We start from the raw sequence: 24474 nt of genomic DNA, 5'->3' as shown, positions 1-24474 counted from the left end.
GATTTCCGCCTCCGATCGAAAGCCCTGGTCCCGCGACATGACGAACCTCAACCGCGAACTCGCGGCGATGACGAAGAAGGAACGCAAGGAGTTTCAGCGCGAGATCGCTCGCATCGAGCGGGAGCAGGAGCGCAAGCGCCGGAAGCGCCGCAAGATCGTGACCATCGTCGTGAGCGTCGTCGCAATCCTCGCGGTGCTCGCCCTCGTCGCCTGGGCGGTCCTCACCGCGGTCCGGGCCGCCAACCGGGGGCCCGAGAACATGTTGAGCGATGGGATCGTGCTCTCGGGCGACGGCACCGCGCTCACCGCGACGCCGACGGCGGCTCTCGAATGGGGCGCCGATCCGGTGGCGACCGCCGAGGGCATGGCCGAGAACCAGGTCAACATGCGCCTCTACGTCGACTATTCGGACGCGGATGCCGCGAGCTTCTCGACGGCGAACCTCGAGCAGGTGCAGCAGTGGGTGACGGCCGGCTACGCGTCGCTCGAGGTGCACCCCGTCGCGCTCTCCGGAGACGGCTACGGCCTGCGTGCCGCGAACGCTGCTGCGTGCGTCGCCTCGTTCGCTCCGGACGACTTCCTCACCGCGCACACCGCACTCATCGCCGAACAGGCGAACGCGAGCGGTGGGTCACCCACGAACGAGGACCTCGCGGCCCTCGTGAGCTCCGCCGGCGTGACGATCGACGGCGTCGAGGAGTGCATCACCGACGGCCGCTTCAACGGATGGGTCGAGGGAGCGACGGACCGGGCAACGGAGGGCGCGCTCCCGAACTCCGAGGCGACCCTCGAGTCCGGCAGCCTCTTGCTCGTGAACGGCGAGCCGTACACCGGCGCGATCGACGACCCTGCCCAGGTGATCGCGTTCATCACGAAGGTCATCGCTCCCACCGAGGGCGAAGGCACCGAGGGCGAGGGCACCGAGACTCCGGCGCCGACCGACGCGCCGACCCCGACCCCCACTCCGACCCCGTGAGCGATCCGATGTCGCGGTAGCCTCGCTTCGAGCACCCGAACGAAGCGAGGCCACCCGTGAGGATCCTGTTCGCGGCGATTCGCGTGGTCATCGCAGTGTCGATCGTCTCGGCCGTCCTCGGTCAACTCGTGACGAGCGTCACCTTCTGGTCGGCGCGGAACCCCGACCTCCTCGGCACGACACTCGCGAACTTCTTCAGCTTCTTCACGATCCAGTCGAACCTCGCCGCCGCCATCACCCTCGCCATCGGCTCGGTCGTGCTCCTTCGCGGCCGCGGCGAGGACCCGCGCTGGTTCGCCGTCCTCATGACGAGCATCGCCACCTACATGGTGACCACGGGCATCGTTTACAACGTGCTGCTCCGAGGCATCGAGCTCGACCCGGGACTGAGCCAGCCGTGGTCGAACGAGGTCGTGCACGCGATCGCACCGGCATACCTCCTGCTGGATCGTCTGTTCGCACCGGGCCGCCGCCCGCTCCCGTCGCGGAGCATCGGCATCGTCGTGATCTTCCCCCTGGCGTGGGCCGCCTACACCCTCCTGCGCGCGCCGTTGGTCACGAGTCCCTCCACCGGCACCGCCGGCTGGTACCCCTACCCGTTCCTCGACCCGCGTCTCTCGGACAGCGGGTACCTCTCCGTGGTCTTCTTCGTCGTCCTCCTCGCCCTCGTCATCGCCACCGTGGGGCTCGGCGTCCTGTGGCTCTCACGCCGTGCCGTCGGGAGCATGCGCACCACGACGGCCTGACGGGGCGGGCCGTCGGTTCGGACGAGATGCCGCCGGTCGACGCGGACGTCAGCTGCGGTGCTCCGACACGAGGACCGCTGCGGTCCCCGTCTCGAGCGCCTCGAAGACGTGCGCGACGTCACCCGGATAGAGGACGTAGTCGCCCGGTCCGACCTCGACCGCGTCGTCCGTCGGACCGACGAGAGCGCGTCCCGTGCTGAGGATGACGTGCTCCAGCGTCCCGGCCAGATGCGGCTCGCTCCTCCGCGGCTCGCCCGGCTGCGCCGTGATGAGGTAGATGTCGCGGCGCGTCTTCGCCGGCGATGCGGACAGCAGCGTCGCGACGTAGTCGGCGCTCTCCGACGAGAGGGCCGGTCCCTCCCCGGCCCGGATCACCTGGACGACGGGTCGTGGCGGGTCGACGAGCAGCGAGAACGGGACCTCGAGGGCCGAGCTCAGCGCCCAGAGCGTCTCGATGCTGGGATTGCCCGTGCCCGATTCGAGCTGCGAGAGGGTCGACTTGGCGATCCCCGCGCGACGTGCGACCTCCGCGAGGGACAGTCCGATGCGTCGACGCTCGCGTTGCAGCGCCGCCGCGATCGCGGCGAGGGGTGCACCGGAGTTCCCGACCATCCGTCCTCCTCGTTCTCGGCAAGCCGTTCGGCTCATCGATCGTGCGTTCGACTTGACGAACACCTTATCGGAACCGCACGATGTCATCATGCGTTCTCTCTGGCGGGCTGTCGACCCGGTCACGGCGCGATCGATCCTGGTCGTGTGCGCGGCCGACGGCATCGTCGGTTTCGCCTTCGCCGCGATCACCGTGGGGGCCGACCTCCCGCTGTGGCTGCCGACCCTGCTGTCTATCGTCGTCTTCGCCGGCGCATCCCAGTTCCTGCTCGTCGGTGTGATCGCATCCGGCGGGTCGCTGCTGGCAGCCGTCGCCGCCGGTCTGCTCGTCAATGCGCGGCTCCTCCCCCTCGGACTCGCCGTTGGCGACGCCGTCGGGAGGGGCACCTGGCGCACCCTCATCGGCAGCCACGTGCTGACGGACGAGAGCGCGGCGTTCGCCCTCATCCAACCGTCCGGTGAGCGCCGGCGTGCCGCGTTCTGGCTGTGCGGGATCGCGCTCTTCCTCTTCTGGAACGTCGGCGTCGTGGCGGGCGCGCTCGTCGGAACGACGATCCCCGACACGGACGCGCTGGGCCTCGACGCCGCGTTCCCCGCGATCATCCTGGCGCTCGTCCTGCCGACGCTGCGGAGCGCGCGAATCGGTCGGGCCGTCGCGGTCGGTGTGGCCATCGCCCTCGTGACGGCCCCCTTCCTCCCGGCGGGCGTCCCGGTTCTCCTCGCGCTCCTCGGCGTCGTCGTCGGCCTGCCCCCGCGGCGCGCCTCCACGCCCGCCACGCCCGCACTCGAACCGAGCGGATCCCCCGAATGAGCGTCCGGACGCCCTCGCGTCAGCGCACCGCACCCCCGCCGACGCGCCGAGTTTCGTCCTCATTCGCTGCCGGTCACCCCCCGATGTCCGCCCATCGGGGGGTGAGAGGGACGGAAGTCCGCACGTCGGCGGCCGCCCTCGTGCGGAATGGATACACGGGGACGGGCCGCCCATGAGTTCCGTCACCATCGGACTGCTCGTCGCGGCGGGCGTCCTCGCGGTCGGAACGATCGCGTTGCGCCTCGCAGGAGTCCTTCTGCGAGCGCGCATCGTGCCGTCCGAGCGTGTTCAGGAACTCCTCGACACGGGTGTCGCCGTTCTCTTCTGCGCGTTGATTGCCACGTCCGCGCTCATCGAAGCGCAGGAGTTCGTGGGATGGGCGCGCCCGCTCGGCGTCGCCGTGGGCGGTGTGCTCGCGTGGCGGCGCGCCCCGTTCGTGGTCGTCGTGATCGCGGCGGCGGCCGTCGCGGCGATCCTCCGCCTCCTCGGCCTGCCCTGATCCGCCACGACGGCAGCGTGCCCTGACGTGTCGCATGTCGTCGCTCTCGCGCACCGGATGGCGACGAAAGGCGACAACCTCACGGCACGTGGGTCAGGACCGGAAGAGGCCACTGTAGGCGTTGAGCGCGAGCTGGCCGCCGAGGTGTGCGTACAGGACCGTGCTCGACGCGGGGATGTCACGCGACTGCACGAGATCGATGAGGCCCGCGAGAGACTTCCCCTCGTAGACCGGATCGGTGATCATGGCCTCGAGCTCCGCGCCGAGCCGGATCGCATCCATGGTCGACTGGACGGGGATGCCGTAGAGATCGCCGGCCCAGCCCTCGAGAACCGTGATCTCGTCGTCGCGGAGGTCGCGACCGAGACCGATGAGTTCCGCGGTGTTCCGAGCGATCTTCTCCACCTGCGCGCGCGTCTTCTCGAGCGTCGCGGAGGCGTCGATGCCGATGACGCGGCGAGGGCGGTCCTGGCCCGCGAATCCCGCGATCATACCGGCGTGCGTCGAACCCGTGACCGTGCAGACGATGATCGTGTCGAAGAAGACACCCAGCTCGCGCTCCTGCTGCTCCACTTCGTCCGCCCAATTGGCGAATCCGAGGCCGCCGAGCCGGTGATCCGAGGCGCCTGCCGGGATCGCGTACGGCTTCCCGCCGTCGGCGACGACCTCGTCGATCGCCTGCTGCCAGCTCGAACGGATCCCGATGTCGAAGCCCGCGGAGTCGAGGGTGACCTTGGCGCCCATCATGCGCGAGAGCTGGATGTTGCCGACGCGGTCGGTCAGCGGGTCGGGCCATTCCACCCAGTTCTCCTGGACGAGTCGCGCCTTGAGCCCGAGCTTCGCGGCGACCGCGGCGACCTGACGCGTGTGGTTCGACTGGTACCCGCCGATCGAGACGAGCGTGTCGGCGCCCTCGGCGAGCGCCTCCGGGACGAGATACTCGAGCTTCCGCGTCTTGTTGCCGCCGAACGCGAGCCCGCTGCTCACGTCCTCCCGCTTCGCCCAGATCTGCGCCCCGCCGAGGTGCTGGCTGAGCCGGGGCAAGTGGTGCACGGGACTCGGGCCGAAGGTGAGCGGGTAGCGGGGGAAGTCGGAGAGCGGCATGGATTCCTCGTCATCAGTGGTGGGACACAAAGCACGAGCCGATGCCCGTGCAAGTCAATATATTGCACATCGGATTCGTCCGTTGACCGCGCGGCCGAGTTCGCCGCCCTCCGCTGCGACAGATGTCCACCGAGCGGCTCTGGCGGAGCCGCGCCGCGAGACCTACCCTGAGCGCATGGAAGCGATCCTCCTGCCCGCAGCGGTGCTCCTCATCGTGATCGTCGGCATCGTCCTTCTCCCGCTCGTCGGACGCCGCCAGCCGCCAGTCCACCCCGAGGAGCAGCGCCGCGCGGGCGCGGGCGTCGGCGTCGACACGGACATCGGCGCCGCGACCGACCGTGCGACGGGAACGACAGCATGGATGCGCCCCGGCGGCGGCGGCGTCTGAGTCGTCGAGCACCACGGAAGCGACGAAGGCACCGATCGATCCGATCGGTGCCTTCACATTCTGTGCGCGAGGGGGGACTTGAACCCCCACGCCCTTGCGGGCACTGGCACCTGAAGCCAGCGCGTCTGCCAATTCCGCCACTCGCGCGAGTCGATGATGCGCACGCGCACCACCGCAGCGAGATTAGCACGGTGCGGAGGGGCTCAGCCATTCGAGGGCGACGGCGGTCGTCTCGCACCGGCCCGCACCGTGGCCGGGACGGGGGGGTCGAGGGCGTTTCCAGGGGCTCCCACTAACATGTGGGTAGCCATCACACCACTTCAGGAGCATCGTGGGCATTCTGGACAACTTCGAGAAGGGCTTGGAGCGCGCCGTCAACGGGGCGTTCGCCAAGGCCTTCCGTTCCGGGCTGCAACCGGTCGAGATCACGAGCGCTCTGAAGCGCGAGATCGACACGAAGGCGGCCGTCGTGAGCCGCGAGCGCATCCTCGCCCCCAATTCCTTCCGCGTCGTCATGTCGGTCACCGACCACCGCAGGATGACCGCGATCGGCCCGGCGCTCATCGACGAGCTCACCGCCCTCGTGCAGAAGCACGCGGCATCGCAGGGGTATCAGTTCGCCGGCGGCATCCAGATCCTGCTCGAGGCGGAGCCCTCGATGAGCGACGGCATGCTGCGCGTGGATTCCCGAAACACGAAGAGCCGGGTAGCGTGGACGCCCGTGCTCGACATCGGCGGCAAGCGATACCCCATTACGGCGGCGCGTACCGTGATCGGTCGCGGTCGCGACGCTGACATCACGGTCGACGACTCCGGCACGAGCCGACGCCACGTCGAGATCCTGTGGGACGGCGAACGCGCCGCGGCACGTGACCTCGGGTCCACGAACGGGTCGACCATGAACGGCGAGCGCTTCAGCGAGGTCGCCCTCGCGCCCGACTCCTCGATCCAGATCGGGCGGACCCGCATCATCTTCCGCGTGCTCGCCCAGGCCGAGCCGACAGCACCCATCCGCCGCATGGACGACGTGACCGCGCGTCACGACGGCTCCCACCTCGACGGTTTCTGGGGGCCCAGCGCGTGAGTGAACTCACCCTCCTCCTCCTCCGCTTCGGCTTCCTGATCCTCCTCTGGTTCTTCGTGCTGGGCGTCGTCTACGCTCTCCGCGCGGATCTCTTCGGCCGCGGCAATCGCAAGCCCGCCGCCGCGTCAGGCGGCTCGTCGAGTCCGGCCCCCGCGCCGGCCCCGCCCGTCGCCCGGCCGGCCCCAGCACCCTCCTCGCCGACGGCCCCGACCGCCGCCGTGAACCGCTCCCGAGGTGGCTTCGCGACCGCCGCGAACGCGCGCCGCCTCGTCATCACGCAGGGCCCGCGCGAAGGCCAGGAGATCCCCCTCGGCAGCGGACCGATCACGATCGGGCGCTCCGCCGATTCGAGCCTCGTCTTCCGCGACGACTACACGTCCACCCACCACGCGCGCCTCCTGCAGTGGAACGAGGAGTGGATGATCCAGGATCTCGGTTCCACGAATGGGACGTTCCTCGACGGCAAGCGCATCGGCTCCCCCACCCAGGTCCCCCTGCACACCCCGATCAAGGTCGGCCAGACGGTGTTCGAACTGCGAGGCTGACCCGGATGGAGTACACGGCCGACAGCGCCGCGGTCTCCCACGTGGGGAAGGTCCGCTCGAACAACCAGGATTCCGGCTACATCGGGAACCGCCTCTTCGTGGTCGCCGACGGCATGGGCGGTCACGCGGGCGGAGACGTCGCGAGCGCCATCGCCCTACAGCGCATCCTCAAGGCCGATACGGAGTATACGAGCATCGAGGACGCCCAGGCCGCCCTCCAGAGCGCGATCGCCGCGGCGAACGGCGAGCTCGCCGAGACCGTTTTCGAGCACCCCGAGCTCACCGGGATGGGGACGACGGTCGACGCGATCTCCATCGTCGGGGACCAGGTCGTCATCGCCCATATCGGCGACTCGCGCATCTACCTCTACCGGGACGGCGAGCTCAGCCAGATCACGACGGACCACACGTTCGTGCAGCGCCTCGTCGACTCCGGCCGCATCACGCCCGACGAAGCGCGTGTGCACCCGCGCCGATCGGTGCTCATGCGGGTGCTCGGCGACGTCGACTCGGCGCCGGAGGTCGACACCTTCGCGATGACGACGAAGCCGGGCGACCGCTGGCTGCTCTGCTCCGACGGGCTCTCCGACTTCGTGGACGACTCCGACATCGAGAAGATCCTCGCGGAACGCGTGTCGGCGAAGGCCACGGGCGACCGGCTGGTGAAGCTCACTCTCGACCACGGGGCGCCCGACAACGTGACCGCCGTCATCCTCGACATCGGCGACACGCTCCCGGAACGGAAGCCCGTCATCGTCGGGTCGGCGTCGAAGCCCTTGTCGTTCAGCGAGGTCGCCCCGAAGCAGCGCACGGGACTCATTCCCGCCATGCTCCACTCCGTCCGTCCGTCGCCCGCCAACCCCTCGCACTTCGAGTCCGACGCCGAGGACTACCTCGAGGAACTCATCGAGGAGGACGCACGGCGCGCCAAGCGACGCCGCCTCGCGTGGCTCGCGGGGATCGTCGTCATCGTGCTCGCGATCGCCCTCGTGCTCCTCGCCGCCTACTCGTGGACGCAGACGCGTTACTACCTCGGCTCCGACGAGGACACCGTCGTCATCTTCCAGGGCATCCAGCAGAGCGTCGGCCCGATCTCGCTCTCGACCGAGTACGAGGACACCGGCATCCCGCTGTCCCTCCTCAACGTGTACGACCGGCAACGCATCGATCAGACCGTCGGACCGGAGGGCCTCGACGAGATACGCGAGACGGTCGAGCGGATCAAGGCGCGTTCCGGACTCGGGGGCGGCTCGTGACCACTCCGAAGATCGTCGCCGACACGAGCGTCATCAAGACGATGCGGAAGCTCCGGATCCCTCAGACGGAGCGCAACCGCGAGCTCGCGCTGCTCATCCTCGCCTTCATCGTCAACATCGCGATGGTGCTGCTCGTCCAACTCGGCGCGACGGGCGCGATCGACACGACACTCGTGTCCCTCACGGCGACCCTCGCGGCCCTCGTCCTCGGCCTGCACGTCTGCCTGCGATACGCGGCCCCTCGCGCCGATCCCCTGCTCCTGCCGATCGTGACCGTGCTGAACGGCATCGGCATCGCGATGATCTATCGGCTCGACCTCGCTGAGGGCTACACCGGCTGGGCGGCGTTCTCGACCCGCCAGATCGTGTGGAGCGCGATCGCCATCGTCGCGGCGATCACCGTCATCCTCGTCGTGCGCAATCACCGCATACTCTTCCGGTACACGTACGTCTTCGGACTCTCGGCCTTCGTCCTCCTGCTCCTCCCCCTGCTCCCCGGTATCGGCAAGAGCGTGAACGGCGCACGCGTGTGGATCGGGATCGGCGACCTCCTGTCGTTCCAGCCCGGCGAGGTCGCGAAGATCGCGCTCGCGATCTTCTTCGCGGGTTACCTCGTGCGCACGCGCGATTCGCTCTCGCTTGTCGGCCGCCGCTTCCTCGGCATCCAGTTCCCCCGTCTCCGTGACCTGGGCCCCATCGTCGTGGTGTGGGCGCTGTCGATGGGCGTCATCGTCTTCCAGCGCGACCTCGGAACGGCCCTGCTGTACTTCGGGATGTTCACGGTGATGATCTACGTCGCGACGGGTCGGCTCAGCTGGGTGCTCATCGGACTCGGGCTCTTCGGCGGCGGAGCGGCCATCGCAAGCCAATCGCTCACCTACGTGAACGGTCGCTTCAACAACTGGCTCGACGCCTTCAGCCAGGAGGTCTACGACGCCCAGGGCGGCAGCTTCCAGCTGCTCCAGGGCATCTTCGGCCTGGCCCACGGGGGTCTCGTCGGCACGGGACTCGGTCAGGGCAGACCGGCGATCACGCCCCTCGCGGAGAGCGACTACATCATCGCGAGCCTCGGGGAGGAGCTCGGCCTCGCCGGCATCTTCGCGATCCTCGCGCTCTACCTGGTCTTCGTCGGCCGCGGGATCCGCATCGGCTTCATGGAGGGGGACGACTTCGGCAAGCTACTGTCGCTCGGCCTCGCGTTCACGGTCGCCCTCCAGGTCTTCATCATGGTCGGAGGGGTCACGCGCGTCATCCCGCTCACGGGTCTCACGACGCCCTTCCTCGCCGCGGGAGGCTCATCTCTCGTGGCGAACTGGATCATCGTGGCTCTGTTGCTCCGCGTGAGCGACAGCGTGAAGCCGCCCCGAAACGCGGAGGTGAGCGCGTGAAGAAGGAACTGAGGCGCGTGAGCGTCGTGGTCGTCGCGATGTTCGCCGCGTTGTTCATGTCGACGAGCGTCATCACGGTCTTCCAGGCCGACTCGCTCGCCGCCGACCCGCGCAACTCCCGCACGCTCTACGACAGCTACCGCACGGAGCGCGGGCCGATCCTCGCGGGCAGCGAGGTCATCGCCCGATCCGTCGCGACGGGCGACCGCTTCGCGTTCCAGCGCCAATACCCCGAGGCGGAGCTGTACTCGGCGGTGACGGGTTACTTCAACCCCACGCAGGGTTCCGCGGGTGTCGAGCGTGCGATGAACGATCTGCTGAGCGGAACATCGGACCTGCAGTTCCTCGACGAGATCAACCGCATCATCTCCGGGCAGCCGCCGAAGGGCGCAGCCGTCCAGGTGACCATCGATCCGGCGGTGCAGCGCGCGGCGTTCGACGCCCTCGGAGACCTGACGGGATCGGTCGTCGCGATCGAGCCCGACACCGGTCGCATCCTCGCCATGGTGTCGAAGCCGACGTACGACCCCAACATCCTCGCCGGGACCGACTCGACCACGGTCATCGACAACTACAGCGCACTCCTCGAGGACGACGGCGACCCCCTCATCAACCGTGGTATCGCGGGTGACCTCAATCCGCCCGGATCCACGTTCAAGCTCGTCGTCGCGACGGCCGCGTTCGAATCGGGCGACTACGCCCCGGAGACGCAGCTGCCGAACCCCGCCTCGCTCACCCTTCCCGGCACGAACACCCCTGTCTTCAACTCCGGGCGGGGCCAGTGCGCCGGGGGTGGGGACACCGTGTCGATCGCCGATGCCATCCGCTACAGCTGCAACATCCCGTTCGCGGAGCTCGGCATGCGGCTCGGCGACGACGTCATCCGTGAGACGGCGGAGCGTTACGGCTTCAACGAGAGCCTCTCCATCCCGCTCTCGGTCGAGTCGAGCGTCTACCCGCAGGTCCTCGACACGCCCCAGACGGGCCTCAGCTCGTTCGGTCAGTCGGACGTGCGCGCCACTCCGCTGCAGATGGCGATGGTCTCGGCGGGGATCGCGAACGACGGCGAGCTCATGACTCCCGGCCTCGTCGACGAGGTCACGGGCCGCAATCTCGAGGTGCTGCAGGGCTTCGAGCCGAGCGCGCTCGACACCACGTCGACGCCGGAGACGGCGGAGTCGATCACCCAGGCGATGATCGCGAGCGTCTCGAGCGGCGCTGCGACCAATGCGAGAATAGACGGGGTCAGCGTCGCCGGGAAGACGGGCACGGCCGAGAACGGCTCCGGCGACCCCTACACGCTCTGGTTCACGGGTTTCGCCCCGGCGGAGGACCCGCAGGTCGCCGTCGCGGTGGTCATCGAAGACGGTGGCGGACGAGGTCAAGACGGAAGCGGAAACGCGTTGGCGGCTCCGGTCGCGAAGAAGGTACTAGAGGCGGTGCTGAACGAATGAGACCCATGTCAGGGGTGACCTTCGGAGGTCGATACGAGCTCGAGTCGCGTATCGCCATCGGAGGGATGGGCGAGGTCTGGAAGGCGACAGACCAGGTCATCGGCCGAACCGTCGCGATCAAGATCCTCAAGGACGAGTACATGGGGGACCCGGGGTTCCTCGAGCGTTTCCGCGCAGAGGCGCGTCACGCCGCCCTCGTGAACCACGAGGGCATCGCGAACGTGTACGACTACGGCGAGGAGAACGGCTCCGCCTATCTCGTCATGGAGCTCGTGCCGGGTGAAGCGCTCTCGACGATCCTCGAACGCGAGCAGGTGCTCTCGACCGACCGTGTCCTCGACATCACGGCGCAGACGGCGCTCGCCCTGCAGGCGGCGCACGCAGCCGGCCTGGTGCACCGCGACATCAAGCCGGGGAACCTGCTCATCACGCCCGAGGGGCGCGTCAAGATCACCGACTTCGGCATCGCGCGGATCGCCGACCAGGTACCGCTCACCGCGACGGGTCAGGTCATGGGGACCGTGCAGTACCTGTCGCCCGAGCAGGCGTCGGGTCACCCCGCCTCCCCCACCACGGACATCTACTCGCTCGGCATCGTCGCGTACGAGAGCCTCGCGGGCAAGCGCCCCTTCACGGGCGAGTCGCAAGTCGCGATCGCGATGGCGCAGATCAACGAGGCCCCGCCGGAGCTCCCCGTCACGGTGCCGGAACCCGTGCGGAACCTCGTCTTCAGCATGATCGCGAAGAGCCCGGCGGAGCGACCCGCGTCGGCCGCCCACGTCTCGCGCGCCGCTCAGGCCCTCCGCCGCGGCGACGTCGCGACGGCCACAGTCGCCGTTCCCGCGATCGCCGAGGGCGTCGACATCACGGCCTCGACGAAGCTCATGGGAGCGGCCGCTCCGGCGGACGACGCCACGATGCTCCTGACCGGGGCCGGCGGACCGACGCCGACGGCCCCCGTCCCGCTCGTGGACGGAGAGCAGGACGACGAGAAGAAGAAGCGGTCGCGCTGGACCTGGCCGCTCGTCGCCCTCGTGCTCATCCTCCTCATCGTGCTCGCCGCCTCGCTGTGGCCGCTCATCGCGCCGAGCGACGATGATGCTGCGACCCCGACGCCGTCGGCCTCGTCGTCCGAACCGACGCCGACGGACACTCCGACGCCCACCGAGACCGAACCGGACACGGTGACGATCAACGAGTCGGACTTCATCGGGCTCTCCTACGCCGAGGCATCCTCGGAGGTCGCCCGTCTCGGTCTCGTTCCGGAGCGCGCCGTCGGCGGCGCTGCGTCGACCTCCGCCGAGGTCGACACCGTTTCGGCGGTGAGCCCGCGCGGGAACGTCGAGCCCGGCTCGACCATCACCCTCACGGTGTACGGTCCGCTTCCGACCGTCAACGCACCGACGGCCTCACCGACCATCGCCGACTGCTCGACCCCGTGCGAGGTCGAGGCCGGCGAGACGTACACGCTCACGTGGTCCGCGTACTCGGGATGCCCGTCGGGAACCCAGGTCGTCGGCTACACCGTGAACATCCAAGGCGGAACGGTCGAGGCTGAGAATGACACCGTGCCGACCAACTCGGCGCTCGTCACGATCAACGCGGACGCCACGAGCGTGATCTACAGCTACACGGTCACGTGCGGCAACGCCACGTCGCCCTCCTCGCCCTCCAGCTCCGCGACGGTCGTCCAGCCCGACACCGGTGGCGAAGGCAACGGTGAGGGCAACGGGAACGGGAACGGGAACGGGAACGGGAACGGCAACGGCAACGGGAACGGGAACGGCGGCGAGGGCGGCGGCGAAGAGGGGTGATCCCCCTCGGTTAGGATTTACCGGGCGGCCGACCGCCCACGATGAGGGAGATGAGTGGTGACTGACGGACAACGCCTTTTCGCGGGGCGCTATCTCGTCGGCGACGTCATCGGCCGCGGGGGCATGGCGAACGTTTACCGCGGAGAGGACACGAAGCTCGGTCGGACCGTCGCCATCAAGGTCCTCAAGCCGCAACTCGCCTCCGACCCGGCCTTCCGCACCCGTTTCCGCCAGGAGGCGCAGGCCGCCTCACGCATGGCCCATCCCACGATCGTCCGCGTCTACGACGCCGGCGAGGAGATGGTGACCCGGGCAGACGGCGACGTCGTCACCGAACCGTTCATCGTCATGGAGTACGTCGAGGGACGCCTCCTCAAGGACATGATCGCCGAGGGCCCCCTCGGCTCGAAGCAAGCCACCGACATCGCCGACGGCATCCTCACGGCGCTCGAGTACTCGCACCGCGCGGGCGTCGTCCACCGCGACATCAAGCCCGGCAACGTCATGATCACGCCGGACGACAAGGTCAAGGTCATGGACTTCGGCATCGCCCGTGCCGTGAGCGACTCCTCGTCCACCGTCGCTCAGACCACCGCCATCCTCGGCACGGCCTCCTACTTCTCGCCCGAACAGGCGAAGGGCGAGACGGTCGACGCACGTACGGATCTCTACTCGACCGGCGTCGTCCTCTTCGAGATGCTCACCGGCCGCACGCCCTTCCGCGGCGAGACCGCCGTCTCAGTGGCGTACCAGCACGTCAGTGAGACCCCCGTCCGGCCGTCCTCGGTCAACCCGGACGTGTCGCCGGCCCTCGACGAAGTCGTGCTCCGCGCGCTCGGCAAGGGCCGCTTCGACCGGTACCAGACGGCGCAGGAGTTCATGGAGGAGCTGGAGCTCGCTGCGGCGGGACACCTCCCGAAGCGCCGCGTCGTCGACGACGAGGCCACCGCGATCTTCGGCGTCGCCCCGACGCCGGGCGAGCAGACGGCGCACGCCCTGCGGCAGCTCACGAGCGACGATACGGTCACGCGCACCCAGCGCCGCCCTCCCGTCGTGTGGATCTGGGCCGGCGTGCTCGTCGTCGCCGTCGTGATGGTCGCGGTGGTCTGGTGGGTGCTGAGCCTCGCTCCGTCGGCGGAGATCCCCGCGGCGTCGCGCGAGGTGCCGGACCTGTCGGACACCACATGGGAGTCGGCTCAAGAGACCCTCGTTGGACTCGATCTGGTTCCGACGCGACTCGACGAGGCGTCGAGCGACATCGAGGAGGGGCACGTCATCCGGACGGATCCGCCCGCTACGACGACCGTGGCGCCCGAGGACACGATCCGCGTCTACGTCTCCACGGGGGCCGAGCAGGTCACGGTGCCGGACCTGTCGGGGCTCGATCAGGGCGGTGCGACCGCGGCACTCGAGGAAGCCGGTCTCGAACTCGGCTCGATCACCGACCAGAACTCCCCGAGCATCGGCCCCGGGATCGTCATGGGCGCGTCACCCGCGTCCGGCACGGACGTCGACACGGGGACGACGGTCGATCTCGTGCTCTCGAACGGCAAGGTGACCATCACCGACGTCACCGGCCAGACGATGAGCGTCGCCCGGCAGCTGCTCGAGGACGCCGACATCGGGCTCACCGTGGATCCGATCGCCGATCCCACGTGTCCAGCCGAACCTGGTGAGATCATCACGGCCCAATCCCTCGCCCCCGGTGAGGTGGATCAGAAGTCGACGATCGAACTCACGTACTGCACGGGGTCGTCCGATGACGGCCCCGACGGCGGAGACGGTGGCGGCACCGACGGCGGGGACGAGAACCCCGAGGGCTGACCCTCTCGGGTCACCATCGCGACGCGTCAGAGGCGGACGAGCGGGCTCAGCGTCTTCGCGGCGTCTTTCGCCGCCGGCAGACCGGCAGAGGCGAGCCAGTTGCCGATCATGAGGTAGCCGCCCTCGGTGAGCACGCTCTCGGGGTGGAACTGCACGCCGACGATCGGGGCCGCCGCGTGCCGGACCCCCATGATGACCCCGCCGGTCGTGCGGCTCGTCACGACGAGATCGTCGGGCACGGTGTCATCGACGACGGCGAGCGAGTGGTAGCGGGTCGCCGTGAAGGGCTGGGGAACGCCGTCGTAGAACGCGTCGTCGTCGTGAGTGACCTGCGAGGTCTTGCCGTGCATGAGCTCCTCGGCGTTCGTCACGGTGGCCCCGAAGGCCTCCGCGATCGCCTGGTGGCCGAGGCACACGCCGAGGAGGGGAGTCCCCGAGGCGAACGCGGCGTTCACGACGGGGATCGAGACGCCGGCCTCCGACGGCTTGCCAGGTCCCGGCGAGACGAGCACGGCGTCGTACTCGCCGATCCGCTCTGCCGCGTCCTCCACGGCGAAGGAGTCGTTCCGCACGACCTCGGTCTCCGCGCCGAGCTGACGGAGATACCCGTTCAGCGTGTAGACGAAGCTGTCGTAGTTGTCGACGACGAGGACTCGCGTCATGTCGGTGCTCCTTCTTCGTCGTGCGGCTATTCCTCCACGGTCACATCGGGGACCGGGACGAGTTCCTGGACCAGCGGGAAGACCCACGTGAAGAGCGCGTAGATCACCGCCGCCACGAGGACGAGGACGATGATGAGTCGAACCCACACGGGGCCGGGCAGTGCCCGCCAGAGTGCTCCATACATTATCCGTCACCCTCCGAGTTCGAGCGACGCCGGCGGGGCATCGGTGATGGGCGTGAACGACTCGAAGACGCCGTACGCGATGATGCGCTCGGCCGCCGAGTACATCGGGCTGCAGCTCGTGAGAGTAATGAGGCGATCCGTGGCCTCGACGCCGTCGGCTTGGGGGACGGGATTGAGCACGTCCGAGGCCGAGGGGGTGACGTACTCGAGGGTGCGGAAGCGGTAGGTGTACCAGCCCTCGGCGGTCTGCACGACGATCGCATCGCCGACGCGGAGGTTCGCGATCTGGTTGAGCGGCTTGCCGTACGTGGTGCGGTGACCGGCGACCGCGAAGTTCCCCACCTCTCCGGGGGCCTGGGTGGTGAGGTAGTGGCCGATGCCGATGGGGTTGAGCGTGCGCGGCCGAGTGACGCCGCCGGCGATCTTCGCGTGGTAGTCGTCGCCGAAACGCGGAATCGTGAGGACGCCGAACTCCTCGGCGTCGCCGGCCGTCGTTCCCGCGGGCGGCGCGGCCGGGTCCGCCGGTTCCTCGCTCGGGGCGGGCGACTGGTCCTCGCCCGCGGCCTCGATGAGGCTCTGGGCGAAGTCCTCCGCCGCCGTGTTCTGCTCGGCGCGGACGACGAGGTCGTTGAACCAGAGCTGCCAGAAGAGGAAGAGGAAGATGAGCACTCCGGCAGTGATCGACAGTTCACCGAACACGCCGAGCACCGTGATGCGGCGGCGCTTCGCCGCACGCTCGCGACGCGCGGAACGCCGATCCCCCGTGGTGGCCATGGCCGCAGTCTACCGATCCCCGGTGACCGGTCGACCGCTCCGCTCGGCAACCGGTGGAACGCCCGGCTAGAATGTCGGCATGGCACGCGTGAACAACTCTTCGACCTCCGCGGACCGCGAGGCACAGCGTACCTCCGGTGACGCACCCAACCCCGTCTGGTTCAAGCCGATCATGTTCGGCTTCATGCTCCTCGGACTGCTCTGGATCATCGTCTTCTACGTCTCGAACGGTGTCCTCCCCATCCCGACGGCGGGTTCCTGGAACATCCTCATCGGCTTCGGGATCGCCTTCATCGGCTTCCTCATGACCACTCGCTGGCGCTGACCAGCGGCATCACGGCGGCCGCCCCCTCGGCGTCGCCGCCCTTGCGCATCGCGCTCGTCTGTCTCCACACGTCTCCCGTGGACGACCCGGGAACCGGCGACGCCGGCGGGATGAACGTCGTCGTCCTGCATCAGGCGCGAGCGCTTGCGGCCCTCGGTCACTTCGTCGAGATCCTCACCCGGCGCTCGTCCCCCGACGTGGACGCGGCACGCACGCTCGGTCCCCGGCTCCGAATCCGGTTCCTCGATGCCGGACCGGCGCATCCGCTCGCGAAGGGTGAGCACGAGTCCGTCGTCGCCGAGTTCTCGAGACGACTGCGAGAGCTCGGCCCCTACGACGTCCTCCACTCGCACCACTGGTTCTCCGGCATGGCGGCGCTCCCCGTCGCCGGGGAACACGGCGTCCCTCATGTGCAGAGTTTCCACAGCATCGCCGCCGACGCGACGACGCCCCTCTCCGAGGGGGAACGACCGGAGTCGCCCGGACGTCTCGAGGGTGAAGCTCATCTCGCGCGCGCGTCCGACGCCGTCGTCGCCATCAGCGCGGCCGAGGCCCATACCGTCGCGGTACGACTCGGTGGGGATCCGAAGCGCATCGTGATCGTCCCGCCGGGCGTCGACGCCGAACTGTTCCACCCCTGGTCCGGAAGCCGGCGCGGCAGCGGATACGTCGTCGCCGCCGCTCGGCTGCAGCCTCTCAAGGGACTCGATCTCGCGATCGAGGCCGTCGCGGCCGTCTCCCCGGACGTCCGCCCCGATCTCATCGTCGCCGGCGAAGCCTCTTCCGACTTCGACGGCTACGTCGACGATCTCCGCACCCTCGCGGACGAGCGGGGCATCGCTGCGAAGGTCCACTTCATCGGCCCTCAGTCGCGCCCGGATCTCGCCGCCCTGCTCCGCGAATCCCGGCTCGTGCTCGTCCCATCGCACTCGGAGACGTACGGGCTCGTCGCGCTCGAGGCGTCGGCGAGCGGCGTCCCGGTCATCGCGTCGGCCTCCGGAGGGCTCCGCGAAGCGGTCGTCGACGGCGAGACGGGCATCGTCCTCGACTCCCGCGACCCCGGCGACTGGGGCCGTGCCATCGAGCGGGTGCTGCGTGACCCGGAGCTCGGCGCCCGCTTCGCCCGAGCGGGACGCTCTCGCGCCGAGGCGCTCTCCTGGCCGCAGTCCGCAGTTGCCCTGTCGGCCTGCTACGGAGCGCTCGTGGACACCCGGTTCGAGGAACGCCGTCCATGAGCATCCCCGACGGCGCCCGGCGCGTCCTCGTCGTGCACGCGCACCCCGACGACGAGACGATCGCGTCCGGCGGGTTGCTCGCGGAACTCGTCGAGCGGGGCGTCGCCGTCGTTCTGCTGACCGCGACGCGCGGGGAGCGAGGCGAGATCGTCGCCGGTACGCTCGACGCCGCACTCGACGAGTCCGCGCTGTCGGCCGCACGCGAGATCGAACTGCGCGGTGCGCTCGACGTCCTCGGCGTCACCGAACACCACTGGCTCGGTGAGCCGCCTGCCCGAACGGTCGGCCTCCCGCCGCGGCGGTATCGCGACTCGGGCATGGTGTGGCTTCGTCCGGGACTCGCGGGCCCCGCGGACGACGCCGACGCCGATGCCTTCGCGCGCGCCGCTCTCGCCGAGACGATCGATGACGTCGCTGCACTCGTGTCGGCGTTCGGTCCCGACCTCGTCATCAGTTACGCACCGGACGGCGGCTACGGCCACCCGGACCACGTACGGACGCACGAGGCGGCGTCGGGCGCCGCGCGGAACGCGGCCGTGCCGTTCGCCGAGCTCTCACCCGTGCCCGGTCCCGACGTCGACTGGCTCGACCTCGAGCGCCACCGCCCCGCCGTGATCGCCGCCCTCGGGCACCATCGGAGCCAGCTCACGGTCGACGGCGACCATCTCGTGCACTCCGGCGGCCAGCGCCAACCCATCGAGCCGAGCGTCGGCCTCCGCCTGCGTTCCCCCTGACGTCAGCCCTCCTGGTCGTCGAGACTCGCGTACGACTCCGCGTAGCGCGTGTTCTTCACCATCCTCCGGGTCTCGTCCGGAGCGTCGTCGTCGCACCAGACGGGACCCCGCTTCCCGAGCGCCGTCTTCGCGGCGTCGACACGGACCCGCGCCGCCTCGACGCCATCACGATCGCCCGCTGATCGGGTGTCCTTTTTCGCGCGCCGCGCCGACATGAGCTCCGTCACGAGTTCCGCCCGACGATCCGGATGGAGGTCCGGGTCGCTCCGTCGCCACAAGCGGCCACGCACCACGGTGTAGCGCCCGTCCGGCGTGACGAGTGGTCCCCATCGGGTCCGTCGTGCTCCGTCATCGCACCCCTTCCTACTCGGTCTTCTCCGCCGTGATCTCGGGCCGGAAGACGCGTGATCTCGGGCCGGAAGACGAGAGTTACACGCGTGTAATTATCCCCACTGTGCAAAACGCTGTGGATAACTTCTCAGGATGTTCGAGCGGCGCGGGGAACGACGAAGGGCCCCGGAAATCCGGGGCCCTTCGATGCCGACGGTGCTCGACCGTCAGCGGACGATCGCGACGAGCGCCGTCGCCACGAGCAGGACGGCGGACAAACCGATGAGGAGTCCCACCTGCATCCCGTGCCGCCGGATCTGGCGCGTCGACACGAAGATGAGACCGGCGAGGGCACCCACGACGAGCCCGCCGAGGTGGGCTTGCCACGCCACGTTGATCCCCGGGATGAACCCGATGACGAGGTTGATGCCCACGAGGACGAGCAAACCCGTCATGTTGCCGCCCATGCGTCGTTGGATCACGATGAATGCGCCCATGAGACCGAAGATCGCTCCCGACGCACCGACGACGGGCTGCAGCGGATCGGACAGCGCGAGCACGCCGAGCGAGCCGCCGAAGCCGGCGATGAGGTACAGCGCGAGGAAACGTCCGCGGCCGAGGAGGGATTCGAGCGCCTGGCCGAAGATCCACAACGTGTACATGTTGAGTGCGACGTGGAAGATGAACCCCGTCGAGTGCACGAGCATCGTCGTCAGCATCCGCCACGGCTGGAATCCGTTGAACACCGTGTAGTCGGGGATCACGTAGGCGCCGGCGAACCACAGCTGCTGCGTGATCCATCCGCCGGTGACGAGCTGCAGGACGAAGACGAGCACCGTCGCCGCGATGATCCCGAGGGTCACGACGGGTCGGTCGCTCGATCGCGACAGGATGCGCGGGCGAGTGCGTGGTGCACTCGCCCGCTGCTCCTTCATGCACTCGGGGCAGACGACCCCGACGGCGGCCGGCGTCTGGCACTCCCCACAGATGGTGCGTCCACACCGCTGGCACAGCACGAAGCTCTGCCGGTCGGGGTGTCGGTAACAGGTGTTGCTCGAGAACCCGGGTGGGACGCTGCTCATCGAGGGGCGTCAGACCTGCTCGACGGTGATGCTCTCGATGACCACGTCGTCGAGGGGACGGTCGCTCGCGTCCGTCGGAACGGCTGCGAGCTTGTCGACGACCTTCTTGCTGTCGTCGTCGAGGACAGCACCGAAGATGGTGTGCTTGCCCTGGAGCCAGGTGGTCGCGCCGACGGTGATGAAGAACTGCGAACCGTTCGTGCCGCGTCCGGCGATCTTTCCGGCGTTCGCCATGGCGAGGATGTACGGCTCGGTGAAGCTCAGCTCGGGGTGGATCTCGTCGTCGAACTGGTAGCCGGGGCCGCCGATGCCCTTACCGAGCGGGTCGCCGCCCTGGATCATGAAGCCGGGGATGATGCGGTGGAACGGGACGCCGTTGTAGAGAGGATCGGTGGAGGTGACACCCGTGCCCGGGTGCTTCCACTCCTTGGTCCCGGTGGCGAGGCCGACGAAGTTCGCGACGGTCTGAGGCGCGTGGTCGCCGTAGAGGGCGACGGCGATGTCGCCGTAATTGGTGTGGATGGTGGCGACTGCAGTGTGCAATGACATGAGCCTTATTGTTCCATAGCACGCTGGAGCAACCCTTAGTGCGTGGGCACCCCGAGGTGGCAAGATAGGTGGACCGTGTTCAACGAGAACCTCTGGGAGGTCGGCCGTGGGTCTGTCACGTAAGCGCAAGAAGGAACTCAAGCGACTGAAGCACGAGGCGAATGAACTGTGGGGCGCTCAGCAGGATCTGCTGAACCACGCGAACGCCGTCGCCAAGGAGGCGAGTCGTCAGCTCGGCAACTTCGGACGTGAGAGCGTCGTGCCCGCTGCGACGGGCGCGTACGCCGCCCGTATCGCCCCGGTGGTCGGCAAGGGGGCCCTCATCACCAAGGGTGCCGTCGAGGTCGTGAAGAAGGGTGTCGACGCACGCGTCGTCCCCGTGCTCGGAGGCGTCGTGGGCTCGGCTCTCGCCATCGGCGACGTCGCGAAGGACAAGCGGGTCCAGGCGGCCGTCAAGCGCCTGCACCTCGAGAAGTACGCACCGGCCGCTCAGAAGAGCGGGCCCGGCGCCGGCACGATCGTCGCGATCGGCCTCGGCGTCCTCGCCGCCGCGGGTGTCGCGTACGCCGCGTGGCAGACGTTCCGCGCCGACGACGAGCTCTGGGTCGCCGACGACGAGCCGATCCTCCCCAACGCGTAACAGGATCGCCGACTCCTGACCGACAGGCTCGGGCACCTCGTGTGCCCGAGCCTGTCGTCGTGTCCGGACCGGTCTCGCCCCGCCCTCGCGCCACCCCACCCCCGGCCGATTGCGTACGCAACAGACGTCTGCGGGTGGAATCTCAGCCGCGGATGTCCGTTGCGTACGCAGTTACGGGATGGGGTGGGGGACTAGAGGTAACCGAGACCGATGTCCACGAGGGAGACGCGATCGAGCGAGGGGATCTGCTCGAGGGCGATCCACTCCGCGTAGTCGGTCGAGCCGTTCTCCTCGTAGGCGAGCGATCCCCCGATGACCCGTGCCCGGTAGACGATCCGGATCGCGTGCAGGGGTCCCGTCGCCTCGGGCGTGAGACGACGGTCGGCGGAGATCACGAAGCTGTCGACACCGAGGACGCCGTCGATCTCGGCCTCGAATCCAGTCTCCTCCCGGATCTCGCGGACGGCGGCGGCCGCGGGGTCCTCCCCGGGATCGATGCCGCCACCGGGAAGGGTCCAGCCGCTGCGCCCGTGCTCGTTCCAGTGGGCGAGCAGGATCTGAGCGCCCTCGATGATCACGCCGTAGGCGGCGACCCGAATGTCCATGCCGTCACGATACTTCGCCTAGCCTTGACGGTGGTGCCCGATGGACGGGCGAAAGGGGATCCCATGGCCGACATCACCGTTCAGGACCTGCACGCACTCGATGGTGTGACCGTCGTCGACGTCCGCGAGCCGGCCGAGTTCGAGGCGGGCCGGGTCCCCGGGGCCGTCAACATCCCGCTGCAGACGGTGCCCGATGCGGTCGACCGGCTCGACCCCGAACAGCCCGTCTACGTGATCTGCCAGCACGGCGTGCGCTCCGAACGTGCGGCCTCGTTCCTCGAGAGCCGCGGTTTCGACGTCGTCAACGTGCTCGGCGGCACGAGCGCGTGGAGCGAGTCGGGATTCCCCCTCGAGCGCTGAGGCCGCCCATCCTCGGTGACGCCGCTCGCACAGTCCTCGACCGGTGCCCGATCCCGAGCACCCCGCCCCCACGGTCCCTGAGCTTGTCGAAGGGCGCCGAGCTCCCGAGAACTCAAGGCACGTCGACAAGCTCAGTGACCGTGACCGTGGCCGGGTCAGGCGGAGGCGGTGACGGAGCCCGTGCCCTCGACGATGGCGCCGGCGACACCGAAGCGGACGCGGAACGGGCGGTCGCGCGAACTCGAGACCGTCGCCCCCGTGTCCGTGCGCTGCACCGTGAACTCTGCCGATGATCCGTCGGGCGAGGTTACCCGCACAGCACCGACCCGGTCGCCGGGGAAGACGGTCACGAGCGGCGACTCGAGGACGTCGTAGTCCGGTCGATCGTCGACCGATCCCGTGACGATGACGCTGCCCTCGCGCACCCAGAGCGGGACGCTGTCGAAGGCGTGCGTCTCCGAACGCCAGACTCCGCCGGTGACGACCTCCCCCGTGAGGTAGTTCGTCCACTCGCCGGCGGGGAGGTAGTACGTGACCTCGCCGTTCGCCGAGAACACCGGCGCGACGAGAAGGCTGTCGCCGATCATGTACTGGCGGTCGAGGTGGTCGACCGCCGGGTCGCCCGCGAAGACCAACTGCATCGGCCGCATGAACGGGATGCCGCGCTCGTGCGCCTCGAGCCCCACGGCCGTGAGGTACGGGATGAGCGAGAGCTTGAGCTTCACGAACTTCCGTGTGACGTCGACAGCGCTCTGCCCGGCCGCGTCGGAGCCGTCTTCCGAGTCGAACGCCCACGGCACGCGGTAGCTCGTCGAGCCGTGGAGACGCGTGTGGCTCGAGAGCAGACCGAAGACGACCCATCGTTTGAAGACCGCCGGGTCGGGCTTGCCCTCGAAGCCACCGATGTCGTGGCTCCAGTAGCCGAAGCCGCTCATCGCGAGCGAGAGCCCGCCGCGGAGCGTCTCCGCCATCGACTCGAAGGACGACGAGTTGTCCCCGCCCCAGTGCACGGGCATCTGCTGTCCACCGGCCGTGGCGGAGCGGGCGAAGAGGACGGCCTCGCCGTCACCGAGCGTGTCCTCGAGCGCGTCGAACACCGCACGGTTGTAGAGCTGGGTGTACCAGTTGTGCATGCCCTCCGAGGCCGAGCCGTCGAACCACACGACGTCCGTGGGGATCCGCTCGCCGAAGTCGGTCTTGATGGCGTCGACGCCCTGGCCGACGAGCGTGCGGATCTTGTCCTGGAACCAGGCCGTCGCGTCGGGGTTCGTGAAGTCCACGAGCCCCATGCCGCCCTGCCACATGTCCCACTGCCAGATGGTGCCGTCGGCACGACGCACGAGGTAACCCGCCTCCGCTGCCTCGGCGAAGAGCGAGGAACGCTGAGCGATGTACGGGTTGATCCAGGCGCTGATGTGCAGCTTCTTGTCGTGCAGTCGCGCCAGCATGCCCTCGGGGTCGGGGAAGGTACGGGCGTCCCACTCGAAGTCCGTCCAGTTGAACTCGCGCATCCAGAAGCAGTCGAAGTGGAAGACGCTCAGCGGGATGTCTCGCTCGGCCATGCCGTCGACGAACCGGTTGACGGTCTCCTCGTCGTAGTCGGTCGTGAAGCTCGTCGAGAGCCACAGCCCGTACGACCACGCCGGCACCTTGGCGGGGCGACCCGTGAGAGCCGTGTACCGCTCGAGCACACGCTCGGGCGTCGGGCCGTCGAAGATGAGGAACTCGAGAGCCTCGCCGGCGGCGGAGAACTGCACACGCTCGACCGATTCGGTCCCCACCTCGAAGGAGACGTGGCCGCGGTGGTTCACGAGTACGCCGTACCCGCGGTTCGTGAGGTAGAACGGGACGTTCTTGTACGACTGCTCGCTCGACGTACCGCCGTCCGCGTTCCAGATGTCGACGGTCTGACCGTTCTTCACGAACGGGCCGAATCGCTCGCCGAGACCGTAGACGAGCTCACCGACCCCGAGCGACAGTTGCGCGTGGATGTAACGCTCCGCCTCGGCGAGGCCCGTCGAGGTCACGCCGGTGATGCCGGCGGGCTCGGCGGTGACGGGAGCCTCCGAACCGAGCGTCATGAGCCCGAGCGATTTGTGACCACTCGAGGTGAGGACGCGCCCGCCCGAGGAGAAGGTCAACGACCACGGCGCTCCGGGAGACACTCGGGCCGTGAGACCGCCGGTCGAGAGGACCCCGTGGCCGTCGTCGAGCGTTGCGACGCCCGCACCGTCCTCAGCACCGACGAGTTCGAAGCCCGGGTCCGCGTCCGTGCCCACGTGGTGCTCGACCCGCACGCGGACGACGCCCTCGAGAGGGCTCGACAGCGTGACCGTCAGGAGCGGGCGGTTGAGGGTGTCGCCGCGACGCTCGATGACCTTCGTCGGCGCCGTGATGACGAGGTGGTCGCCGCGCGCGTCGACGTCGTACGCCTCCTGGGCGTAAAGGGCGTCGACGCCCGGACGGGCGTGCCAGAAACCATCGGTGAACTTCAT

General features: G+C 68.9%; 27 protein-coding genes and 1 tRNA gene. 17 read left to right on the top strand and 11 right to left on the bottom strand.

From position 1 onward, the window contains the following. The first annotated feature begins 37 nt into the window (after positions 1 to 37). Positions 38 to 976 (top strand): thioredoxin domain-containing protein, encoded by a 939-nt coding sequence (locus ELQ92_RS01290; protein ID WP_128497157.1) that lies wholly within the window; start codon positions 38 to 40, stop codon positions 974 to 976. Between the two features lie 83 nt (positions 977 to 1059). Beyond that, complete coding sequence (locus ELQ92_RS01285; protein ID WP_243694802.1) at positions 1060 to 1722, top strand: Pr6Pr family membrane protein; 663 nt, start codon at positions 1060 to 1062, stop codon at positions 1720 to 1722. A gap of 48 nt (positions 1723 to 1770) precedes the next feature. Here ELQ92_RS01285 and ELQ92_RS01280 read toward each other — a convergent pair whose 3' ends face one another. Beyond that, positions 1771 to 2334 (bottom strand): helix-turn-helix domain-containing protein, encoded by a 564-nt coding sequence (locus tag ELQ92_RS01280; protein ID WP_128497155.1) that lies wholly within the window; start codon positions 2332 to 2334, stop codon positions 1771 to 1773. An 88-nt stretch (positions 2335 to 2422) separates the two neighbouring features. Between ELQ92_RS01280 and ELQ92_RS01275 the strand changes: the two genes are divergently transcribed. Next, entirely contained in the window at positions 2423 to 3142 is a 720-nt protein-coding gene (locus tag ELQ92_RS01275; protein ID WP_128497154.1) for an AzlC family ABC transporter permease, read from the top strand. Positions 3143 to 3314: 172 nt separating this feature from the next. Beyond that, positions 3315 to 3641 (top strand): AzlD domain-containing protein, encoded by a 327-nt coding sequence (locus ELQ92_RS01270; RefSeq protein ID WP_128497153.1) that lies wholly within the window; start codon positions 3315 to 3317, stop codon positions 3639 to 3641. A gap of 93 nt (positions 3642 to 3734) precedes the next feature. On the opposite strand, the gene ELQ92_RS01265 is transcribed toward ELQ92_RS01270, so the two are convergent. Continuing rightward, positions 3735 to 4745, bottom strand: a complete 1011-nt coding sequence (locus ELQ92_RS01265) for a 1-aminocyclopropane-1-carboxylate deaminase (protein WP_128497152.1) — start codon at positions 4743 to 4745, stop codon at positions 3735 to 3737. Positions 4746 to 4920: 175 nt separating this feature from the next. Between ELQ92_RS01265 and ELQ92_RS01260 the strand changes: the two genes are divergently transcribed. Then, a complete protein-coding gene (locus ELQ92_RS01260) occupies positions 4921 to 5133 on the top strand; it encodes a hypothetical protein (protein ID WP_128497151.1) in 213 nt (70 codons plus the stop codon). A 63-nt stretch (positions 5134 to 5196) separates the two neighbouring features. Here the strand turns inward: ELQ92_RS01260 and ELQ92_RS01255 are convergent. Continuing rightward, positions 5197 to 5280: transfer RNA gene (locus ELQ92_RS01255), tRNA-Leu, on the bottom strand. A gap of 184 nt (positions 5281 to 5464) precedes the next feature. On the opposite strand from ELQ92_RS01255, the gene ELQ92_RS01250 reads away from it, so the two are divergent. Genes ELQ92_RS01250 through pknB form a run of 7 tightly spaced genes read left to right on the top strand, consistent with a single transcriptional unit; the run spans position 5465 to position 14498 of the window. After that, a complete protein-coding gene (locus tag ELQ92_RS01250; RefSeq protein WP_128497150.1) occupies positions 5465 to 6217 on the top strand; it encodes an FhaA domain-containing protein in 753 nt (250 codons plus the stop codon). Next, complete coding sequence (locus tag ELQ92_RS01245) at positions 6214 to 6762, top strand: FHA domain-containing protein FhaB/FipA (RefSeq protein ID WP_128497149.1); 549 nt, start codon at positions 6214 to 6216, stop codon at positions 6760 to 6762. The genes ELQ92_RS01250 and ELQ92_RS01245 overlap by 4 nt, the downstream gene beginning before the upstream one ends. A gap of 5 nt (positions 6763 to 6767) precedes the next feature. Beyond that, the gene (locus ELQ92_RS01240; protein WP_128497148.1) at positions 6768 to 8018 is read left to right on the top strand and encodes a Stp1/IreP family PP2C-type Ser/Thr phosphatase; all 1251 of its coding nucleotides are present in this window, start codon (positions 6768 to 6770) and stop codon (positions 8016 to 8018) included. A gap of 41 nt (positions 8019 to 8059) precedes the next feature. Then, positions 8060 to 9406: an FtsW/RodA/SpoVE family cell cycle protein gene (locus ELQ92_RS01235; protein ID WP_128497969.1), complete on the top strand. Its 1347-nt coding sequence runs from the start codon at positions 8060 to 8062 to the stop codon at positions 9404 to 9406. After that, positions 9403 to 10860, top strand: a complete 1458-nt coding sequence (locus ELQ92_RS01230) for a peptidoglycan D,D-transpeptidase FtsI family protein (RefSeq protein ID WP_128497147.1) — start codon at positions 9403 to 9405, stop codon at positions 10858 to 10860. The genes ELQ92_RS01235 and ELQ92_RS01230 overlap by 4 nt, the downstream gene beginning before the upstream one ends. Continuing rightward, complete coding sequence (locus ELQ92_RS01225) at positions 10857 to 12674, top strand: protein kinase domain-containing protein (RefSeq protein WP_128497146.1); 1818 nt, start codon at positions 10857 to 10859, stop codon at positions 12672 to 12674. Before ELQ92_RS01230 ends, ELQ92_RS01225 begins: the two co-directional genes overlap by 4 nt. A 57-nt stretch (positions 12675 to 12731) precedes the next feature. Further along, positions 12732 to 14498: a Stk1 family PASTA domain-containing Ser/Thr kinase gene (gene pknB / locus ELQ92_RS01220; protein WP_128497145.1), complete on the top strand. Its 1767-nt coding sequence runs from the start codon at positions 12732 to 12734 to the stop codon at positions 14496 to 14498. A gap of 26 nt (positions 14499 to 14524) precedes the next feature. Here the strand turns inward: pknB and ELQ92_RS01215 are convergent, their stop codons facing one another. From ELQ92_RS01215 to ELQ92_RS01210, 3 genes are read right to left on the bottom strand one after another with little or no spacing between them, the layout of a single operon-like run. Next, on the bottom strand, positions 14525 to 15160 hold the full coding sequence (locus ELQ92_RS01215) for an anthranilate synthase component II (RefSeq protein ID WP_128497144.1): 636 nt from the start codon (positions 15158 to 15160) through the stop codon (positions 14525 to 14527). Between the two features lie 26 nt (positions 15161 to 15186). Then, a complete protein-coding gene (locus ELQ92_RS16170) occupies positions 15187 to 15345 on the bottom strand; it encodes a hypothetical protein (RefSeq protein WP_166408760.1) in 159 nt (52 codons plus the stop codon). A gap of 6 nt (positions 15346 to 15351) precedes the next feature. Then, positions 15352 to 16119, bottom strand: coding sequence for a class E sortase (locus tag ELQ92_RS01210; RefSeq protein WP_128493468.1), 768 nt, complete (start codon positions 16117 to 16119; stop codon positions 15352 to 15354). Between the two features lie 79 nt (positions 16120 to 16198). On the opposite strand from ELQ92_RS01210, the gene ELQ92_RS01205 reads away from it, so the two are divergent. The 3 genes from ELQ92_RS01205 (at position 16199) to ELQ92_RS01195 (ending at position 18413) form a co-directional block, all read left to right on the top strand. Continuing rightward, a complete protein-coding gene (locus ELQ92_RS01205; protein WP_128493467.1) occupies positions 16199 to 16444 on the top strand; it encodes a cell division protein CrgA in 246 nt (81 codons plus the stop codon). A 77-nt stretch (positions 16445 to 16521) separates the two neighbouring features. After that, a complete protein-coding gene (locus ELQ92_RS01200) occupies positions 16522 to 17679 on the top strand; it encodes a glycosyltransferase (protein WP_243694801.1) in 1158 nt (385 codons plus the stop codon). Beyond that, entirely contained in the window at positions 17676 to 18413 is a 738-nt protein-coding gene (locus tag ELQ92_RS01195; RefSeq protein ID WP_128497143.1) for a PIG-L deacetylase family protein, read from the top strand. Before ELQ92_RS01200 ends, ELQ92_RS01195 begins: the two co-directional genes overlap by 4 nt. A gap of 2 nt (positions 18414 to 18415) precedes the next feature. Here ELQ92_RS01195 and ELQ92_RS01190 read toward each other — a convergent pair whose 3' ends face one another. The 3 genes from ELQ92_RS01190 to ELQ92_RS01180 all read right to left on the bottom strand — a co-directional run bounded on the left by ELQ92_RS01190 (position 18416) and on the right by ELQ92_RS01180 (position 20374). After that, positions 18416 to 18640, bottom strand: a complete 225-nt coding sequence (locus ELQ92_RS01190) for a hypothetical protein (RefSeq protein WP_208004201.1) — start codon at positions 18638 to 18640, stop codon at positions 18416 to 18418. Between the two features lie 330 nt (positions 18641 to 18970). Beyond that, positions 18971 to 19606 carry a rhomboid family intramembrane serine protease gene (locus ELQ92_RS01185; protein ID WP_341810964.1) on the bottom strand — a complete coding sequence of 212 codons (636 nt, stop codon included), beginning with the start codon at positions 19604 to 19606 and terminating at the stop codon, positions 18971 to 18973. Positions 19607 to 19834: 228 nt separating this feature from the next. Continuing rightward, complete coding sequence (locus tag ELQ92_RS01180; protein ID WP_128497140.1) at positions 19835 to 20374, bottom strand: peptidylprolyl isomerase; 540 nt, start codon at positions 20372 to 20374, stop codon at positions 19835 to 19837. A 106-nt stretch (positions 20375 to 20480) separates the two neighbouring features. On the opposite strand from ELQ92_RS01180, the gene ELQ92_RS01175 reads away from it, so the two are divergent. Next, complete coding sequence (locus ELQ92_RS01175; RefSeq protein WP_128497139.1) at positions 20481 to 21014, top strand: DNA helicase; 534 nt, start codon at positions 20481 to 20483, stop codon at positions 21012 to 21014. A 191-nt stretch (positions 21015 to 21205) separates the two neighbouring features. Here ELQ92_RS01175 and ELQ92_RS01170 read toward each other — a convergent pair whose 3' ends face one another. Beyond that, positions 21206 to 21619: an NUDIX hydrolase gene (locus tag ELQ92_RS01170; RefSeq protein WP_128497138.1), complete on the bottom strand. Its 414-nt coding sequence runs from the start codon at positions 21617 to 21619 to the stop codon at positions 21206 to 21208. A 63-nt stretch (positions 21620 to 21682) separates the two neighbouring features. Here ELQ92_RS01170 and ELQ92_RS01165 point away from each other — a divergent pair, with 63 nt between their 5' ends. After that, entirely contained in the window at positions 21683 to 21979 is a 297-nt protein-coding gene (locus ELQ92_RS01165; protein WP_128497137.1) for a rhodanese-like domain-containing protein, read from the top strand. 155 nt (positions 21980 to 22134) lie between these two features. On the opposite strand, the gene yicI is transcribed toward ELQ92_RS01165, so the two are convergent. Next, a complete protein-coding gene (yicI, locus tag ELQ92_RS01160; protein ID WP_128497136.1) occupies positions 22135 to 24474 on the bottom strand; it encodes an alpha-xylosidase in 2340 nt (779 codons plus the stop codon).

The sequence above is a fragment of the Labedella populi genome (assembly GCF_004078655.1).
In the GTDB taxonomy this organism is placed as follows: domain Bacteria; phylum Actinomycetota; class Actinomycetes; order Actinomycetales; family Microbacteriaceae; genus Labedella; species Labedella populi.
Note: the sequence above shows the minus strand (reverse complement) of the source record. Positions and strands in the feature narration are given on the sequence as shown.

Coding starts and splice junctions, on each gene's coding strand:
- ELQ92_RS01290 (WP_128497157.1), top strand. CDS start 38: ATGACGAACCTCAACCGCGAACTCGCGGCGATGACGAAGAAGGAACGC.
- ELQ92_RS01280 (WP_128497155.1), bottom strand. CDS start 2,334: ATGGTCGGGAACTCCGGTGCACCCCTCGCCGCGATCGCGGCGGCGCTG.
- ELQ92_RS01275 (WP_128497154.1), top strand. CDS start 2,423: ATGCGTTCTCTCTGGCGGGCTGTCGACCCGGTCACGGCGCGATCGATC.
- ELQ92_RS01270 (WP_128497153.1), top strand. CDS start 3,315: ATGAGTTCCGTCACCATCGGACTGCTCGTCGCGGCGGGCGTCCTCGCG.
- ELQ92_RS01265 (WP_128497152.1), bottom strand. CDS start 4,745: ATGCCGCTCTCCGACTTCCCCCGCTACCCGCTCACCTTCGGCCCGAGT.
- ELQ92_RS01260 (WP_128497151.1), top strand. CDS start 4,921: ATGGAAGCGATCCTCCTGCCCGCAGCGGTGCTCCTCATCGTGATCGTC.
- ELQ92_RS01240 (WP_128497148.1), top strand. CDS start 6,768: ATGGAGTACACGGCCGACAGCGCCGCGGTCTCCCACGTGGGGAAGGTC.
- ELQ92_RS01235 (WP_128497969.1), top strand. CDS start 8,060: ATGCGGAAGCTCCGGATCCCTCAGACGGAGCGCAACCGCGAGCTCGCG.
- ELQ92_RS01225 (WP_128497146.1), top strand. CDS start 10,857: ATGAGACCCATGTCAGGGGTGACCTTCGGAGGTCGATACGAGCTCGAG.
- ELQ92_RS01215 (WP_128497144.1), bottom strand. CDS start 15,160: ATGACGCGAGTCCTCGTCGTCGACAACTACGACAGCTTCGTCTACACG.
- ELQ92_RS16170 (WP_166408760.1), bottom strand. CDS start 15,345: ATGTATGGAGCACTCTGGCGGGCACTGCCCGGCCCCGTGTGGGTTCGA.
- ELQ92_RS01210 (WP_128493468.1), bottom strand. CDS start 16,119: ATGGCCACCACGGGGGATCGGCGTTCCGCGCGTCGCGAGCGTGCGGCG.
- ELQ92_RS01205 (WP_128493467.1), top strand. CDS start 16,199: ATGGCACGCGTGAACAACTCTTCGACCTCCGCGGACCGCGAGGCACAG.
- ELQ92_RS01195 (WP_128497143.1), top strand. CDS start 17,676: ATGAGCATCCCCGACGGCGCCCGGCGCGTCCTCGTCGTGCACGCGCAC.
- ELQ92_RS01180 (WP_128497140.1), bottom strand. CDS start 20,374: ATGTCATTGCACACTGCAGTCGCCACCATCCACACCAATTACGGCGAC.
- ELQ92_RS01170 (WP_128497138.1), bottom strand. CDS start 21,619: ATGGACATTCGGGTCGCCGCCTACGGCGTGATCATCGAGGGCGCTCAG.
- ELQ92_RS01165 (WP_128497137.1), top strand. CDS start 21,683: ATGGCCGACATCACCGTTCAGGACCTGCACGCACTCGATGGTGTGACC.
- yicI (WP_128497136.1), bottom strand. CDS start 24,474: ATGAAGTTCACCGATGGTTTCTGGCACGCCCGTCCGGGCGTCGACGCC.